15 protein-coding genes and 1 pseudogene are annotated in these 15,755 nt (G+C 67.3%); 11 read left to right on the top strand and 5 right to left on the bottom strand.

Annotation, left to right across the window (positions count from 1 at the left end; genetic code table 11):
- Positions 1-130: 130 nt before the first annotated feature.
- The 5 genes from BM109_RS33590 to BM109_RS33570 are packed head-to-tail and all read left to right on the top strand — an operon-like array spanning position 131 to position 5,190.
- A complete protein-coding gene (locus tag BM109_RS33590; protein ID WP_093352881.1) occupies positions 131-1,096 on the top strand; it encodes an AraC family transcriptional regulator in 966 nt (321 codons plus the stop codon).
- A gap of 5 nt (positions 1,097-1,101) precedes the next feature.
- A complete protein-coding gene (gcvA, locus tag BM109_RS33585; RefSeq protein ID WP_093352878.1) occupies positions 1,102-2,013 on the top strand; it encodes a transcriptional regulator GcvA in 912 nt (303 codons plus the stop codon).
- Between the two features lie 25 nt (positions 2,014-2,038).
- Positions 2,039-3,367 carry a CaiB/BaiF CoA transferase family protein gene (locus BM109_RS33580; protein WP_371269113.1) on the top strand — a complete coding sequence of 443 codons (1,329 nt, stop codon included), beginning with the start codon at positions 2,039-2,041 and terminating at the stop codon, positions 3,365-3,367.
- Positions 3,364-4,164 carry an enoyl-CoA hydratase-related protein gene (locus tag BM109_RS33575; RefSeq protein WP_093352873.1) on the top strand — a complete coding sequence of 267 codons (801 nt, stop codon included), beginning with the start codon at positions 3,364-3,366 and terminating at the stop codon, positions 4,162-4,164. The genes BM109_RS33580 and BM109_RS33575 overlap by 4 nt, the downstream gene beginning before the upstream one ends.
- A gap of 33 nt (positions 4,165-4,197) precedes the next feature.
- Positions 4,198-5,190, top strand: coding sequence for a Bug family tripartite tricarboxylate transporter substrate binding protein (locus BM109_RS33570; protein ID WP_093352870.1), 993 nt, complete (start codon positions 4,198-4,200; stop codon positions 5,188-5,190).
- 13 nt (positions 5,191-5,203) lie between these two features.
- On the opposite strand, the gene BM109_RS40975 is transcribed toward BM109_RS33570, so the two are convergent.
- Positions 5,204-5,542 carry a hypothetical protein gene (locus BM109_RS40975; RefSeq protein ID WP_143129309.1) on the bottom strand — a complete coding sequence of 113 codons (339 nt, stop codon included), beginning with the start codon at positions 5,540-5,542 and terminating at the stop codon, positions 5,204-5,206.
- Between the two features lie 176 nt (positions 5,543-5,718).
- Between BM109_RS40975 and BM109_RS33560 the strand changes: the two genes are divergently transcribed.
- Positions 5,719-6,807: a YihY/virulence factor BrkB family protein gene (locus BM109_RS33560; RefSeq protein ID WP_093352865.1), complete on the top strand. Its 1,089-nt coding sequence runs from the start codon at positions 5,719-5,721 to the stop codon at positions 6,805-6,807.
- On the opposite strand, the gene BM109_RS33555 is transcribed toward BM109_RS33560, so the two are convergent.
- The 3 genes from BM109_RS33555 to map all read right to left on the bottom strand — a co-directional run bounded on the left by BM109_RS33555 (position 6,779) and on the right by map (position 9,729).
- Positions 6,779-8,524 carry a RecQ family ATP-dependent DNA helicase gene (locus BM109_RS33555; RefSeq protein ID WP_093352863.1) on the bottom strand — a complete coding sequence of 582 codons (1,746 nt, stop codon included), beginning with the start codon at positions 8,522-8,524 and terminating at the stop codon, positions 6,779-6,781. The genes BM109_RS33560 and BM109_RS33555 overlap by 29 nt on opposite strands.
- A complete protein-coding gene (locus BM109_RS33550; RefSeq protein ID WP_093352861.1) occupies positions 8,524-8,826 on the bottom strand; it encodes a hypothetical protein in 303 nt (100 codons plus the stop codon). Before BM109_RS33550 ends, BM109_RS33555 begins: the two co-directional genes overlap by 1 nt.
- Before the next feature lie 123 nt (positions 8,827-8,949).
- Complete coding sequence (gene map / locus BM109_RS33545) at positions 8,950-9,729, bottom strand: type I methionyl aminopeptidase (RefSeq protein ID WP_093352858.1); 780 nt, start codon at positions 9,727-9,729, stop codon at positions 8,950-8,952.
- A gap of 138 nt (positions 9,730-9,867) precedes the next feature.
- On the opposite strand from map, the gene BM109_RS33540 reads away from it, so the two are divergent.
- The gene (locus BM109_RS33540; protein WP_093352855.1) at positions 9,868-11,100 is read left to right on the top strand and encodes a DUF1444 domain-containing protein; all 1,233 of its coding nucleotides are present in this window, start codon (positions 9,868-9,870) and stop codon (positions 11,098-11,100) included.
- Positions 11,101-11,133: 33 nt separating this feature from the next.
- Here the strand turns inward: BM109_RS33540 and BM109_RS33535 are convergent, their stop codons facing one another.
- Positions 11,134-11,634: an Lrp/AsnC family transcriptional regulator gene (locus BM109_RS33535; RefSeq protein ID WP_093352853.1), complete on the bottom strand. Its 501-nt coding sequence runs from the start codon at positions 11,632-11,634 to the stop codon at positions 11,134-11,136.
- A gap of 226 nt (positions 11,635-11,860) precedes the next feature.
- Here BM109_RS33535 and BM109_RS33530 point away from each other — a divergent pair, with 226 nt between their 5' ends.
- The 4 genes and pseudogenes from BM109_RS33530 to BM109_RS33510 all read left to right on the top strand — a co-directional run bounded on the left by BM109_RS33530 (position 11,861) and on the right by BM109_RS33510 (position 15,743).
- The gene (locus BM109_RS33530) at positions 11,861-13,210 is read left to right on the top strand and encodes a pyridoxal phosphate-dependent decarboxylase family protein (RefSeq protein WP_177239533.1); all 1,350 of its coding nucleotides are present in this window, start codon (positions 11,861-11,863) and stop codon (positions 13,208-13,210) included.
- Positions 13,211-14,028: 818 nt separating this feature from the next.
- A pseudogene (locus BM109_RS33520) lies at positions 14,029-14,482 on the top strand (epoxide hydrolase); the annotation flags it as partial.
- 410 nt (positions 14,483-14,892) lie between these two features.
- Positions 14,893-15,084: a hypothetical protein gene (locus tag BM109_RS33515; protein ID WP_093352845.1), complete on the top strand. Its 192-nt coding sequence runs from the start codon at positions 14,893-14,895 to the stop codon at positions 15,082-15,084.
- On the top strand, positions 15,081-15,743 hold the full coding sequence (locus tag BM109_RS33510) for an NADAR family protein (RefSeq protein WP_256222937.1): 663 nt from the start codon (positions 15,081-15,083) through the stop codon (positions 15,741-15,743). The genes BM109_RS33515 and BM109_RS33510 overlap by 4 nt, the downstream gene beginning before the upstream one ends.
- Positions 15,744-15,755: the final 12 nt, after the last annotated feature.

Raw genomic sequence — 15,755 nt, 5'->3', positions numbered from 1 at the left:
CTCCTTGAAGATCAGGCACCGATCGTAGAAATCGCAGCACGGTCGCGATATGCCGAGTCGCACACATGGCTTGCCTAAAACTACGAAGCCGTGGACCCGGCGGCCCGGCTGTGGCAGATTCGCGGCTCCCATGAACGATGCTCGTCCACGCAACGCACCGCCCAAGGTCTCCCATGTGCAGCAGCAGATGGTCGATCTGGTGCAGCCCCTGGCGCCGGTCGAAGGCTACAACCTGACCGTGCTGCCCGATGTCCGGATCCTCCGGTCCGACCGGCCGCTGGCCCGCGCACCGGTGCTCTACGAGCCCGGCATCGTCATCGTGCTGCAGGGCCGCAAGCGCGGCTTTCTCGGCGACGAGGTCTATCTCTACGACGCGCAGCACTACCTGGCCGTGTCGGTGCCCGTTCCCTTCTCGATGGACACGGACGCCTCGGCGCAAGAGCCGCTGCTGGCGATCTACTTCCGCCTCGACTTCCAGGTCGCGGCGGAACTGATGATGAAGCTCGACGAGCACGGGTTGGCCGAAGGCGCGGCGCCCAAGGGCCTAATGTCGACCCCGATGGACGATCGCCTGGCCCGCGCCGTGCTGCGCTTCCTCGAGGCGATGAACTCGCCGCTCGAGGCGCCCATCCTCGGCCCCGACCTGGTTCGCGAGATCTACTTCCGCGTTCTCACCGGCGAGCAGGGCAGCGCCATCCGGGCCTCGCTCACGCGCCAGGGCCACTTCGGCAAGATCGCGAAGGCCATCCGCACCATCCATGCGCGCTTCGACCAGAAGCTCGACATCGACGGTCTCGCCGACGAAGCGGGCATGAGCCCCACCTCGTTCCATGCGCACTTCAAGGCCGTCACGTCGACGTCGCCGATCCAGTACCTGAAGACCACGCGCCTGCACCAGGCCCGGCTGATCATGGCCCGGCACCAGGTCACGGCCGCGCATGCCAGCGCGCAGGTGGGCTACGAAAGCCCCTCGCAGTTCAGCCGCGAGTTCAAGCGCATGTTCGGCCGCGGCCCGGCCGAGGAGGCCGCGCGCATGCGCGAGGCGTTCGCGCGGCCCGATCCCTCGCCGCATGCGCTGTACGTGGCCGCGCACTGAAAACCATGACGCCGCTTCCACCACTCAACCCTCTGAAGATGTTCGAGGCCGCGGGGCGCCTCCTGAGCATCTCGAAGGCGGCCGAGGAACTGTTCGTGACGCCGGCGGCCGTCAGCCGGCAGATCCGCGTGCTCGAGGAGTTCCTGAACTTCCAGCTGTTCCGGCGCGAGCATGGCGGCCTGTCTCTCACGCCCGCGGGCGCGAAATATCTGGCGGAGATCACGCCCCTCTTCATGGCCTTGCGCGAGACCACCAATGCCGCGATGGGCGGCGGCTACCGGCGGCGCGTGCTGCGGATCCGCTCGCCAGCCACCTTCGCGGTGCGCTGGCTGATTCCGCGGCTCGCGGGCTTCCATCAGCTGCATCCGGGCATCGACGTCCAGCTGACCGCATCGGCGGCGCCGCTGGACTTCAGCCGGGAGGACATCGACGCCGGCATCGAACTCGGCGACGGCCACTGGCCGCGGCTGATCGTGCAGAAGCTGGTGCCGAACGAACTCGTGCCGGTGATGGCACCGCGCGCGGGCGCCGCCGTTCCGCGAGAGCCGCGCGCGCTGGCCTCCGAAACGCTGCTGCACTCGCTCGCGCGCATCGACGACTGGGCGCTGTGGCTGCGCGCGGCCGGCGCGTCCGGCGTCAACGCCTACCAGGGCATGAAGTACGAGACCTCGCTGCTGTCCTACCAGGCGGCGGTCGAGGGGCATGGCGTGGCCATGGCGCAGAAGGCGCTGGTCGAGAAGGACCTCGCCGAGGGAAGGCTGGTGATGCCGTTCGGGCTCGCGCTCGATCGCGGCGACCACACCTACTACTTCGCCTCGCCCCGCGAACGCGAGGAGTCGGTCGAGCTGGCCGCATTCCGGCGCTGGCTGGCGGACGCGGTCGCCGCGTCGAGCACCGCGACGCCCTCGGCGCTTTAACAAAAAGTCAAAGCCTCGGCAGCAAATGTCGTTTGCCCGCGCGGCAGCCGATTTCTATTCTCGAGCCTCGTTGAAACCACCCCCTGACGGTGGGCGCCGGCATACCGCCGGCTTCGAGAACAAGAGGCAAGAACAGATGTTGGGAACCAGTTTGGCCGGGCTGCGCGTGCTCGACTTCTCGCACGTCGTCGCGGGTCCGTTGTGCGGCATGCTGCTCGGCGATCTCGGCGCCGAGGTCGTCAAGATCGAGTCGCCCGACGGAGAGATGGGGCGGCGCATCGGCCCGCCCTGGATCCACGGCGAGAGCGTGATCTCGCTCAGCGTGAACCGCAACAAGCAGGGCCTCGCGGTCGACCTCAAGACACCGCAGGGCCGCGACCTCGTGCGGCACCTGATGGCCTCCGCGGACGTGGTCGTCGAGAGCTTCAGGCCCGGCGTGATGAAGCGCTTCGGCCTCGACTTCGACAGCGTGCGCGACGCAAATCCCTCGTTGGTCTATTGCTCGATCTCGGCCTACGGCCAGCACGGCCCTTCGAGTGGCAAGGCCGGCGTGGACGGGATCATCCAGGCGGTCGCGGGCTTGATGAGCACCCTCGGTCCGGCGGGGTCGCCACCCTCGAAAGTCCCGAGCCCCATCGCCGACATGGCGACCGGCTACCTGGCGACCATCGCGATCCTCGGTGCGCTCGTTCCGGTGCGGCAGGGACGCGAGGGCCAGCACATCGACGTCAGCCTCTACAACGCCACGCTGATGCTCCAGCAGGTGGGACTTGCGTCCTATCTCGCCAGCGGCATCGAGCCCGGCAAGAGCGGAAGCGCCGCACCGTATGCGGCACCGAACGAAGCCTTTCCGACCGCCGATGGCTGGATCATGGTCGCGGCCTACCAGCCCGAGCGCTGGAGCGCGCTTTGCCATGCCATCGGCCAGCCCGCGCTCGAGAAGGATCCGCTGTTCGCGGACAACGTGTCGCGGGTCAGGCATCGCGACGCGCTGTTCCAGCAATTGGCCGCGGCGTTCCAGCAGCGCCCGACCGAGGCCTGGCTTTCGACGCTCGAAGCGGTGGACATCCTCTGCGCGCCGATCGCCGGCTATGCGGAGGTCACGTCCTCGCTCCAGTACCGCAGCAGCGGCGTCGAAACCGTGATCGAGCATCCGATCGCCGGCGCGGTGCGCATGCCCGGATTCGCGATCGGAAACGCAGGCAGTGAGGGCGCACGCGCCACACCGCCGCCGCTCGTGGGGCAGCACTCGGCGGCCGTTCTCGCGGCCTACGGCATCCCCCAGCAAGAAATCGACGCGCTGCTTCGCTGTGGCGCCATCACCACCCCTCCCTCCCGAAGCCTCACCGCATGACCTCCTCCCCTTCCGACCTCGTCGCATCGCGCATCGACGGCCCCGTTCTCACGATCACCATGCAGTCCGCCGCCACCGGCAACGCGCTGAACCTCGCGATGACCTCGGCGCTCGCCGATGCGCTCGAGCGCGTCAATGCGCACGAGGAGGTCCGCTGCGTGGTCCTGTGCGCCAGCGGCAAGAACTTCTGCACCGGCGGCAACGTCAACGACATGCGCGACGGCACCGACCTGATGGCGGGCAGCACGACGCAGGTGCGCGAACGGCTGCTCAAGCGCCTGCATCGCATCACGCATGCGGTCCACGGCATCGAGGTGCCGGTCATTGCCGCGGTCAACGGCCTCGCGATCGGCGCGGGCTTCGACCTGTCGCTCATGTGCGATGTGCGCCTGTGCAGCGAGGACGCGCGCTTCTCCGAGAGCTTCCTGCGCCTCGGGCTGGTGTCGGGCATCGGCGGCGCCTGGTTCCTGACGCGCCTCGTCGGCCTGTCGAAAGCCATGGAGCTCACGCTGACGAGCGAGTTCATCGACGCCCAGACCGCCCTGCGCCTGGGCGTCGTTTCCCAGGTGTTCGGCGCGGGCCAGCTCCAGGAGGAAGCACGCAAGCTCGCCGAGCGCATCGCGACGAACCCGCCGCATGGCATGCGCATGGCCAAGCGACTCGTTCGCGATGCCAGCCAATCGACGCTGTCCGGTGCGCTCGAGCAGGCGGCCTCGATGCAGGCCATCCTGCTGTGCGGCGACGAGCACAAGAACGCGGTGCGCGGCTTCCTCGCGAACGAGCGCGGCGCCCGGTAGCCATCGAGAACGAGCAAGACAGGAGACAAGCAGATGAAGAACACCGCCAGCCAGCTTTTCCGCCTCGTCCGTGCGGCCTGCGTCCTCGCGGCCGCGACGATGGCGATGCACGCCGTGTGGGCGCAAGCCGCCCCCTATCCGAGCAAGCCGATCGTCCTCGTCGTTCCATTCGGCGCGGGCAGCGCCACCGACCAGCTCGCGCGGGCGGTCGGCGCCACCGTCGCGGAACGCCTCAAGCAGCCGGTCGTCGTCGAGAACAAGGGCGGCGCGAGCGGGCTCATCGCGAGCCAGGAGGTGGCCCGGGCCGCGGGCGACGGCTACACGGTGCTGATCACGACCAACACCACGCAGGTCGCGAACCCGCACCTGTTCAAGAAGCTTCCCTACGACCCCGTGAAGGACTTCAAGCCGGTGACGGGCCTGGGCCGCGGCGGCATGGTGCTGGTGGTGCGACCGGATTCGCGGCTGAAGAGCCTCGCCGACGTGATCGCCGCCGCGCGCGCGGCACCGGGCAAGCTCTCGTTCGGCGCCGGCAACTCGTCGAGCCGCATCGCCGGCGAGATGTTCAAGCAGATGAGCGGCACGGACCTGCTCTACGTGCCCTATCGCAGCAACCCCAGTGCCATGACCGACCTCATCGGCGGGCAGCTCGACCTGATGATCGTCGACACCGTGACCGGCATTCCGCAGATCGAGGGCGGGCGCCTGCGCGCGATCGCCGTCTCGTCCGCCAGGCGGGTGCCGGCGCTTGCCGGCGTGCCCACCTTCGACGAGTCGGGCATCAAGGGCTACGACCTCGGCTACTGGTTCGCCGCCTACGTACCGGCCACCACGCCCGCGCCCGTGGTGTCGAAACTGCGCGAGGCGTTGGCAGCGGCGGTCGGCGAGCCCAGGACCCAAAGCTTCCTGCGGGCCTCGGGCGCCTCCGCGTGGACGACGGAGCCCGAGGAGCTCGCGAGATTCCAGGCCGCCGAGTCGCGCCGGTGGAGCGAGGTCATCAAGGCCGCCGGCATCGAGCCGGAGTGACCCGCGCGCCGGCTTACTGAGGGCTGGTCGTCCGGCCCTGTCCCGTGGTTTGCGTGTTGGGGTTCTCGCCCGCCTTCGAACCCATCGACGAGTTCGTGCCGGGGCGCGCCTTCTGGTTCGACGCCTTGCCCTGCGGGTTCAGGTTGCCACCGGACATCGAATTGCCCTGGCTGGTCGCGGAAGGCTGGGTGGCGGCCGAGGTGCCGCCATTCTTCGGTTGCGTCGCGACGCTGTCCGAGCTGTTCAGGCCCGGCCCGCCGCCTCCTCCGCCGCTGCCACCGGACTGGGCCAGGGCGGGCACGACGGCCAACGCGAAACTGCTTGCGCAAAGGATTCGGGTGATTCGGTTCATGGAGAAGACTTTCGTGAAGTGGTGAAGAGAAGACTTCAATGAACCGCCATGCCGCATCGGCCCGGGTGGGGCATCCGCGCCCTCCCCTGTCAGCCAACGCGCACCCCGCGCGACCCACGCCATGAGCCGCCGGTTTCCTACGGCCGGCGCGCGAGGGCGCGGGCACGGTATCGGCCATGGCCTCTTCCTCGACCCGCACCGCCCGCTCGCCCGGTCTTCTCAGCCTGTGCAAGGACGCCGTGATGGCATGGATCGACGATTTCGCGCCGAGCATGGGCGCGGCGATCTCGTACTACACGATGTTCTCGCTGGCGCCATTGCTGGTGATCGTGATCACGGTGGCTGGCGCGCTGTTCGGCGCCGAAGCCGTGCAGGGGCAGATCGCGGCGCAGCTCTCGGGCCTGATCGGCGCGGAAGGCGCGCTCGCGGTACAGGGGCTGATCCGCAGCGCCAGCGAACCCTCGCGCGGGCTGGTGGCCGGCGCGATCAGCATCGTCGTGCTGGTCGTCGGCGCCACCACGGTCTTCGCCGAACTGCAGAGCGCGCTCGACCGCATCTGGCATGTGCCCGAGCGCGTGAAGCCGCAGGGCGTGTGGGGCATCCTGCGTGCGCGCGTGCTGTCGTTCGGACTGATCCTCGGCCTCGCGTTCCTGCTCATGGTCTCGCTCGTGGTGAGCGCGGCGCTGGCCGCCCTGGGAAGCTGGAGCGCCGCGCTGCTGCCGGGATGGGAGGCGCTGCTGCAGGGCCTCAACATCCTCGTCTCGCTCGCGATCCTCACCGTGCTGTTCGCAATGATCTTCAAGTTCATGCCGAGCGCGCCCATTGCCTGGCGCGACGTGTGGATCGGTGCCGGCGTGACGGCCGTGCTGTTCGAGATCGGCAAGGTGCTGATCGGCCTGTACCTCGGCAAGAGCGGCGTCAACGAATCCTTCGCGGCCGCGGGCTCGCTCGTGGTGTTGCTGGCCTGGGTCTACTACGCGGCGCAGATCTTCCTGCTGGGCGCGGAGTTCACCAAGGTCTATGCCAATGCCCACGGGTCGGTGGCCGCGGGCAAGGCGCAGGCGGCCACGGAGGAAGCCGCGCGGCAGGCGGAAGTGGGCACGGACAGCCAGGGCCCGAGCGGGCGCATGCCGCCCAAGGATGTTCGTCGCGCACCGCGCGGGCTGGCATCGCCGCTGGCCGTGTTCGCCAGCGGCGCGCTGTTCATGGCGCTGGCGATGCGCCGTACGCGGCGGATCAGGCCGGCGCAGGCACCACGAAGCTAGCGGGGCCAGCCGCCGCGAGTCCGGCAGCCCTCTTGCGCGACGCGCGCCGGCGGCTCACGTAGTCGGGATGAAAGCAGCGCCGACTGCCATCCTCGAAAGCCACCGTCACCATCCCGTCGGTCGACGACACGACGACGCCGGCGCCGAAGCGCTTGACCTTCACCGGATCGCTCTCGGCGAAAGGCACGCGCTCACGCGTCGCGGACTTCGCGGTCTGCTCGCTCACCACGATGGGCTGCGCCATCGCGGCCTCGTGGGCCGCGATGCGCCGGCAGTTGTCGCAGGTGCCGCAGCGCTTAGCCGTGGCCGAGGGATCGAGGTCGTCGAGCAGCAGCTGCCAGCGGCACTGGCCCGACTGCGCATAGGCCAGCATGCGTTCGAGGGTCTCGCGGTCCTGCTCGCGCCGCGCCTTGTAGCCATCGAGCATCGCGCCGAAGTCGGCACGCTCGGCCATCGCCTGGCGCAGCGAGATGCGCCCGCGCCGGTCGATGGACAGCAGCTTCTGCTGCCGCAGCAAGGCGATCGCCGCCTGCATGCGCGTGCGCGGACGCTCCAGCGCGTCGAGCAGGTTCGCGGCGGTCCAGCCCTCGGGCGCGGGCGGCTCCGCGAGCAGTTGCCGGTACACGGCATCGAGGTCCTCGAGCTGCGGATAGCGGCCCGCGAGAAAGAACTGCTGCACCGACCGGTCCTTGGCATGGAACAGCAGCACGCAGCGCGCGCGCTCGCCGTCGCGCCCCGCGCGGCCGGCCTCCTGGTAGTAGGCATGCAGGCTCGACGGCATCTGGCAATGCACGACGAAGCGGATGTCGGGCTTGTCGATGCCCATGCCGAAGGCATTGGTCGCGACCATCACGCGCGCATTGCCCGCCATGAACGCTTCCTGCGCCTCGGCGCGTTCGCGCGCGCCGAGCTTGCCGTGGTAGAGCGCGACCGATTGATCGGCCGCCTTCAGGGCATCGAAAGCCTCCTGCGCGGCCTTCACCGTGGCGGCGTAGACGATGCCGCTGCCGGCCTCCTCGCGCACCAGTTCGACGATGCGGCGCTGGCGATCCGGCTCCTGCGTCATCTGCTCGACCGCGAACTGCAGGTTGGCGCGGTAGGCGCCGGTATCGACGAGGCCGGCGCGCGGAATGCCCAGGTTCTTCATGACGTCCGCCGCCACCTCCTCGCCCGCGGTGGCCGTGAGAGCGAGCACGGGCGGGCCGCCCAGTGCGCGAACGGCCGGGCCGATCTCGAGGAAGGCGGGCCGGAAGTCGTGACCCCATTGCGAGATGCAGTGCGCCTCGTCGACCGCCACCAGCGCTACGCGGTGCGCCGACAGGCGCCGCACGAACGCGAGGTCTGACAGCCGCTCGGGCGTGACCAGCACGATGCGCGCGCTGCCGTCGTCGATCGCCTGTTCGGCCCGCTCCAGCTCTTCGGCGCCCAGTGCGCTGTTGACCTGTACGGCGGCGATACCCAGCGCCCGCAGCTTGTCGCATTGGTCCTTCATCAGCGCGATGAGCGGCGACACCACCAGCGTGCGGCCCTCGAGCAGCAGGGCAGGCAGCTGGTAGCACAGCGACTTGCCGGCGCCGGTGGGCATCACGGCCAGTGTCGACCGGCCCGCCATCACGCGCTCGATGACCTCGGCCTGGCCCGCGCGCAGGCGGGCATGGCCGAACCGGTGGCGCAGCGTGTGCTTCAGGCGCACCGCTGCATCGGGAACGCCGGGCATCAGGCGGTCTCTTCGTCGTCGTCCTCGCCGTCGTTCTCGTCGGCAAGTTCCTCGGCGCTCAGCGCTTCGGGGTCGTCGACGGCGTCGGCGACTTCCGTCGCGGCGTCCGGGAAGACGCCCACGCGGTCAGGCAGGATGTCCGCGTTGGTCGCCGGCTCCTCGCCGCCGTCGATGACGGCGCGGTCGTCGCCCGCGGCATCGCTGCCGCTGTCGCTGGAATCGCTGGGGCCGAGGGCGTCGGCGTCGGTGCCCTTGGGGGCGGTCGGGGCGTGCTCGCCGCCGAGGATGCTGCTGGTTGCCATGTGCGTCGTTTCCTTGAGAGACAGACGCACAGACTGGGAGCCATCGGGCGCGGCGGAAGTAGGAGATTCGCGCATCCGGGCCGCCATCGATGTCTACGGATGCGGGTCGCCTCGACAGGCGCCTCAGACCGGCGGGTAGCTCCCGGTCCCGTCGGGCCAGCGCGTAAGCACCTCATGGCCCTCGGGCGTCACGGCCACCATGTGTTCCCACTGAGCCGACAGCGACCGATCCTTCGTCACCACCGTCCACCCATCCGGCAGGTGCCGGATCTCGCGCCCGCCCGCGTTGAGCATCGGCTCGATGGTGAACACCATGCCCGGCACGAGCCGCAGGCCCTCGCCGCGGCATCCGTAGTGCAGCACCTGCAGGTCCTCGTGGTAGACCTGCCCGATGCCATGGCCGCAGAACTCGCGCACCACGCCGAAGTGCTCGCGCTGCGCCACCGACTGGATCGCATGGCCGACGTCGCCCAGCGTCGCGCCGGGCCTGACGGCGAGGATGCCGGCGCGCATCGCCTCGTAGGTGGTTTCCACCAGCCGGCGAGCAAGCACGCTCGGCGCGCCGACGAAGTACATGCGGCTGGTGTCGCCGAACCATCCGTCCTTGATCACGGCCACGTCGATGTTGACGATGTCGCCCTTCTTCAGGATCTTGTCGGGCGAGGGAATGCCGTGGCAGACCACCTGGTTGACCGAGGTGAGGATGGTCTTCGGATACCCCTGGTAGCCCACGTTGGCCGGGACGAGGCCCTGCACGTTCACGATGTAGTCGTGGCAGATGCGGTCGAGCGTTTCGGTGCTCACGCCCGGCACCACGTGCGGCTCGATCATGGCGAGCACTTCGGCCGCGAGGCGGCCGGCCTGGCGCGCCTTCTCGATCTCTTCGGGGGACTTGATGTGGATGCCGGATGCCGTGGGTGTTCAGTCACGGTATATACGAAACATATATGAATCATACATTCTTCGTTGCATCGGCCCTCGCCCGGAAGGATGTGCCGGCGTGACACGGGCGCTGCCTATACTGGTTCGCAGGAGGGGAACATGCTGTCATTCATCCGCCGCCTTTTCGACCGGAAGCCCGGCACCGAACAGGTCGCCCGATTGCTCCTGCAGGAGCTGCAACGCCTTCTCCCCGAAGAGAAGCTGGTCCTCGATCCCGAGCAGTTCCTGATCCGCCGCGCCGACGGCGGCACGATCTACCTGCACAACCTCTACACCGACTACTGCCAGGCCCGGCCGGCGGAGCGCCGCGAGCAGATCGCGCGCTTCGCGCTGGGGGTGGCGGGCATCGGCAGCGACCGGCCCGCCGATTTCGACGAAGCGCGGCCGCGGCTGCTGCCGATCCTGCGGCGCCTCGCCGGCGTGGACCTCGCGCGGATCTCGCATGGCGACTTCTCGAAGAAGCTCGAGGACACCATGGTGTGGACCCCGTTCTCGCCGACGCTCGGCGCGGCCGTCGCCATCGACAGCGACCATGCGATCGCGCAGGTGAGCCCCGACGACCTCAAGCGCTGGGGCATCGGCTTCGAGCAGGCCTTCGAGATCGCGGTCGACAACCTGCGCCACAAGGCCGCCCCGGCCTTCGGCCAGCTCGCGCCCGGGCTCTACGTGTCGAACTACGGCGACTACTACGACGCCGGCCGCATCTTCCTGCACGAGCTGGCCTGGCAGCTGCCGCTCGACGGCGATCCGGTGGCAATGGCGCCGAACCGCACCTGCCTACTGGTCTGCGGTGCGGGCGATGCGGACGCGCTCGAGAACATGATCGCCACCGCGCGCCGGGTGCTGCGCGAACAGTCGCGCCCGCTGAGCGCCGAGATGTTCAGGCTGCGCGACAAGGCGTGGTCGCTGTGGACGCCGCCCGGGCAGGCCGGCGCGCAGCTCACGGCGCTGCTGCGCGAGGAAAAAGCGGTCGACTACAACGACCAGCAGGAGGTGCTCGACAAGGCCCACGTGGCGGCGGGCGTCGACGTCTTCGTCGCCAAGCACAGCCTGCTGCAGCGCGACTCCGACGGTGCCGTGATCAGCTATGCCGTGCTGCCCAAGGGCGTCGACACCTGGCTGCCCGAAGCCGACCTGGTCTTTCTCTGCGAGGTCGCGGGCGAAACGCCGACCATCGTCGCGTGGCCGCATTTCGCCGAGCATGCGGGCCACCTGATCGAGCGGCTGCCGCTGGCCGTGCCGCGCTGGAAGGTGCTCGACTATCCCGAGGGCGACTGCCTGCGGCGGCTGCAGGAGCTGGCGACGACGGTGGAGGCCGTGCGGCTCCAGTGAGCGGGCCGACATCGGCGACGAACGCCATCGCGTTCAATCCGCCGCGTCCGGACTGGGCCCGCGTTCGACCAGCGTGCGCAGCGCCATCTGCGTGCGCGTTCCTTCCACGCCCTCGACCTCGTGGATGCGCGCCAGCAGCACTTCCAGGGCCTGCGCATCGCGCGTGCGCACCTTCAACAGGAGGCCGCTGTCGCCGGTGACGATGTGGATCTCCTCAATGTCGGGAAGCGATTCCAGCGCCGCGATCTGGCGGGCACGCTTCACAGTGCTGGTGATCACCTGCACGAAGCACAGCAGCGGCCGCCCCAGCTTCGCGCCATCCAGCCGCGCCACGGTCGCGACGATCACCCCGTCGCGTTTGAGCCGCTTCACCCGCTCGTGCACCGCGGGCGCCGACAGATGAAGCAGTTCACCCAGCGCGGCATAGCTGAGCGTGCTGTCGTTCGCGAGAAGCCCTAACAGTCTTCGGTCGACAGCATCCAGGCGGGCGGGTGCCTTGCTCTCCGGTTGAAGCTGGTTCGTATTTTTTGCCATGGTCCTGAAAGCGCTAGGGCGGCTGAATGATGTTCGGGAGAATAAGCCAAAGACAGAACATCATTCGGTGAACAACATGCCTGCACTTTCGGACCTCGCCCTTTCTCTCTCAGCATCAGATGGAGCCCCACCCAGCCGCCTGCTCGGGGCGGTGCCACCGGACGCATGGGCACGGGTCCTGTCTCGCACGAGCCCGATCGGCCACTCATCCCGCGAGCAACGTCCGGTGGACGTGATCGATCACGCCAGCGCCGAGTCGCTTCGCGCGATCGGCGTGCCCGCAGGGGCGCGGCCGCTGGAAGAGGTGATCGACCAGATGCTGGAGGAGATCTACCCCTGGCGTGCGCGCATGGACCATCCCCGGTTCCTGGCATTCATTCCGGGACCGTCTTCGCCGCTGTCGGCCCTGGGCGACTACTTGACCGCCGTGCACAACGTCCACGCCGGCAGCTGGCTGCAGAGTTCGGGGGCCAGCGTCATCGAAGCGGCGCTCATTCAATGGCTGGCGGCGCAGGTCGGGTTCCCGCCTTCGGCTGGCGGCCTGTTCGTGTCGGGGGGCTCCATGGCCAACCTGACGGCGCTTGCGATGGCACGCGATTTCAAGCTCGAGCCGGCGCAGCGCCTGCAAGGCGTTGCCTACGTCTCGGAGCAAACGCATTCATCCGTTGCCAAGGGTCTGAAGATCCTCGGGCTTCTGCCGCATCAGATTCGCCGCATGCCCACCGACGCCACGTTCCGCATGGACATGACGGCCCTGGCAGCCGCCATCGAGCAGGACATCTCCGATGGGCTCAGGCCTTTCGCCGTGGTTGCGAGCGCGGGCACGACGAACACCGGCAGCATCGATCCACTGCGACGGATTCGCGCACTGTGCGATGCGCACGACATGTGGATGCACGTGGATGGCGCGTACGGCGCATCCGCCGCGCTGTCGCCATCGCATCGGGGTTTGCTCGACGGCATCGGCGAGGCCGACAGCCTGAGCTGGGATGCGCACAAGTGGCTGTTCCAGACGTACGGCTGCGGGATGGTCTTCGTGCGTCAGCGCAAGCACCTCTCGCAGGTCTTCCATACGCGACCCGAATACCTGCTCGATGCGCATGCCGACACCGACGCCGACCAGATCAATTTCTGGGACCTCGGCGTCGAACTCACGAGACCGGCACGCGCACTGAAGCTGTGGCTCACCTTGCAGGTGCTGGGGTCGGACGCCATGGGCGAGGCGATTGCGCATGGTTGCCGGTTGGCGGCCTGGGCTCAGGACGAGCTCGAGAAGGATCCTCGCTGGGACATCGTGTCGCCCGCGCAGTTGGGCATCGTCACCTTCCGCATGACGGATGCGGCCATGAGCCCGGAGGCGCTCGATGCGCTGAACAGCGAGATTTCATCGCGGGCGCTTCAGGAGGGCTTTGCGACGGTCTTGACGACGCGCTTGCGCAATCGAACCGTGCTGCGAATTTGCGCGATCCATCCGGATGCCACTGAGAGCGACATGCGGGAGACGATCCGGATGCTGTCGTCGTATGCCGACGCGGTACTGGCTTCAGGCGTTCAGATACCCAAGCCTTGCGCGTGATGAGCCACTGGCCACGGCTTCATCGTTCAGGGGGTTGCGCTGAGGGGGTCAGGACCTGCGAAAGCGGGCCGCGAAACCGCGGCCCGCAGACCGGCCCTTACCCGCCAGTCTCAAGCGCTCCACGTCGCGGCATCTCGCTCAGTTGAAACAGCTCCCCGGCTTGGCGAGCGAGGTCAGACGCGAGCCAGAGCAGGTTGTCCAGTTGGCGAGGCCCTTCACCGCTGCACCAATCGATGTCTCTTCCGTGAGAAGCCCACAGAAGCGCTTCGAGTTGGGATAGGGTGTTTTCGAGGAGATCCGCCGGGCCTTGGGCGTTTTCTCCGGGAGATACCGGCGTGCGACGCCGGGCTATAGTCTTGGTAGCCATTTTTGTGCGTTCCTTTCGAGGGTCTTGCACGAACTTGGTTAGACGGCTGGGGTGCTAGTAACACCTTGGCCGTCGCCTTTTGATACCTCGCATCTGCATCGCTGCTTTTGCAACGACGACCTGCCGCGAGGCAAGCAGTCTTTGAACGTCTCGGTGGATTGGGGTGTTGTGCCTTTCTGCTTCCCTAGGTGGGGTCGCGAGTGAGAGGGGCATCCACTCTAGGGAAGAAGTGGGCGGGGTGCGGTGCCGTTTGGCATGAAGTTGCGGTAAGCGCCAATAAATGCAGCTTCTGTAATGCGCGGAGCACGGGGATCGAAGAGGTGGTGGCGTGCTGGTACCGATCGACGGGGGCACCGGCGCGACGCGGGCAAGAAGGTACTCAGTTCCCCAGACCACGCGCGCCGAGCACCAATGGTGCGAATCTCCTCGAACTCGCAGTTACCCGGACGGCTCTCCATGGTCGCTGCCTCTTCGGAGATTGCGTTTCGACAAGCTCGACGACTTCTACAAGAACAGCTCGGGCTACTCCGCCATGATGGTCGCGCGCCCGCAGACCCTGGGCTACGCCCTCGCCGACTTACCCGTGGGCCAGGCCGCCTGGATCTACGACAAGTTCGCGACCTGGACCTATTCGGGCGGCGTGCCCGAGCGCGTGCCCCCGCGCGACGAGATGCCCGACGACATCTCGCTGTACTGGTTCACCAACAGTGCGGCCCCGGTGGCGCAGATCTATTGGGAGGACCACTCGAACAACTTCAATGCCGTGGATATCTCGCTGCCCGTGGCCGTGACGGTGTTTCCGGGCGAGATCTATCAGGTGCCAAGGAGTTGGTCGGCGCGGGCTTATCACAAGCTCGCTTGTTTATTGGAATGAGACGGATAGCGGGAGCACTTTTGCGGCTTGAGAGCAGCCAAGGGGGCGCTTAGTGGGGAGGTAAGGCCGGCGTTCGAGGCGTGGCGCTGATTTCGAGATGCAGGGCCCTTGGGTACGAGTCCTGCAGGATTGCTTCAAGCGGGCGATGACTGCGACGTTGCCCTTGGAGAAGCTATCACCTCGTCTCGGAGGAGCTTGAAACGGTGAAGGTCAACTTTCGTTCTGCAGCAACGACGGCTCTTCACCACCGGCGCTTGAACTGGTATTAACAACTGCGAGCGGACACTCTTCTCAACCGCAGCGTGGTGGAGAGTCGCTTGCTGAGAACAGCGAACCTAGGGGGCGCTGATAGGCCAAGAGCCTTCGCAAACTGCATTCAGGCGCACTGCAAAACGCAGTACATTTGATGAGTGCGTAACCCTGGGCTAACGCCCTACTCTGATGGCCAGTCAACGCCCTAAAGTGAAAACCGCCACGATGTCGCTGAGGCTCGATCCGCGGATCAAGGCTGCAGCCGAGGCGGCGGCGATTCGGGAGCATCGCAGCATAACCAGTCTGATTGAAGTGCTCATCCTCAATCACTGTGAGGCGGTCGGGCTATCCCCCGCACGAAACGCCAAGGATAAACATTGATCAAGAAGCCAACCCTTACGGCCAAGAAAGCTGCGACCAGCAAGGCACGTGTCGTCTCACAACCTGCGGCAGCAAAGCCCCACCCCACCACCGGAAACTTGGCGCAAGAGGCCGAGATTTGCTTCTATCGCGCCAACGAGAAACCCTACGGAGCGTTCAGCAACCTCTTTCCGCGATCAATTGAGTTTGAAGGACTCACCTACGCGACCTCCGAGCACGCATACCAAGCAGGCAAGGCGATCAAGCCTGCCGTGCGTGACTGGATCCTCAGCGCCCCAACACCGTCCTTGGCGGCCATGGCTGCACATGGCCTCTATGTCTGGGACGTGGTGCCGAACTGGGCAGAGATAAAGTTTGATCGCATGCGTGCTGTGCTCCGTGCCAAGTTCGAGCAACATGCCGACTTGAAGGCCTTGCTGATTTCGACCGGCGATTCGCGACTGGTTGAGGCGGGCACGGTCAACAACGCCGTGAACAGGCTGTGGGGCGAGGTAGATGGAAAGGGGCAGAACATGCTCGGCGTCATGCTGATGGAGTTACGCTCGGAGTACGCAAAGCCGGCGCCGAAGGCTAAACGAGCCCCTCGCGTGGCATCGGAAAAGAGTATGAGCAGCGATAAGCCGGTGGGCCGTTCGCCGCGCAAGGCGACCGTGGTGTAGGCAAACAGGTTC

It is taken from the genome of Variovorax sp. PDC80, assembly GCF_900115375.1.
Classification (GTDB): Bacteria; Pseudomonadota; Gammaproteobacteria; order Burkholderiales; family Burkholderiaceae_C; genus Variovorax.
Note: the sequence above shows the minus strand (reverse complement) of the source record. Positions and strands in the feature narration are given on the sequence as shown.

Excerpts from the sequence above, each read along its gene's own strand:
- BM109_RS33575 (WP_093352873.1), top strand. The coding sequence starts at position 3,364 with ATGACCTCCTCCCCTTCCGACCTCGTCGCATCGCGCATCGACGGCCCC.
- BM109_RS33550 (WP_093352861.1), bottom strand. The coding sequence starts at position 8,826 with ATGGCAACCAGCAGCATCCTCGGCGGCGAGCACGCCCCGACCGCCCCC.
- BM109_RS33535 (WP_093352853.1), bottom strand. The coding sequence starts at position 11,634 with ATGGCAAAAAATACGAACCAGCTTCAACCGGAGAGCAAGGCACCCGCC.
- BM109_RS33515 (WP_093352845.1), top strand. The coding sequence starts at position 14,893 with ATGGCCAGTCAACGCCCTAAAGTGAAAACCGCCACGATGTCGCTGAGG.
- BM109_RS33555 (WP_093352863.1), bottom strand. The coding sequence starts at position 8,524 with ATGCCCGGCGTTCCCGATGCAGCGGTGCGCCTGAAGCACACGCTGCGC.
- BM109_RS33580 (WP_371269113.1), top strand. The coding sequence starts at position 2,039 with ATGTCGTTTGCCCGCGCGGCAGCCGATTTCTATTCTCGAGCCTCGTTG.
- BM109_RS33570 (WP_093352870.1), top strand. The coding sequence starts at position 4,198 with ATGAAGAACACCGCCAGCCAGCTTTTCCGCCTCGTCCGTGCGGCCTGC.
- gcvA (WP_093352878.1), top strand. The coding sequence starts at position 1,102 with ATGACGCCGCTTCCACCACTCAACCCTCTGAAGATGTTCGAGGCCGCG.
- BM109_RS33560 (WP_093352865.1), top strand. The coding sequence starts at position 5,719 with ATGGCCTCTTCCTCGACCCGCACCGCCCGCTCGCCCGGTCTTCTCAGC.
- BM109_RS40975 (WP_143129309.1), bottom strand. The coding sequence starts at position 5,542 with ATGAACCGAATCACCCGAATCCTTTGCGCAAGCAGTTTCGCGTTGGCC.
- BM109_RS33590 (WP_093352881.1), top strand. The coding sequence starts at position 131 with ATGAACGATGCTCGTCCACGCAACGCACCGCCCAAGGTCTCCCATGTG.
- BM109_RS33540 (WP_093352855.1), top strand. The coding sequence starts at position 9,868 with ATGCTGTCATTCATCCGCCGCCTTTTCGACCGGAAGCCCGGCACCGAA.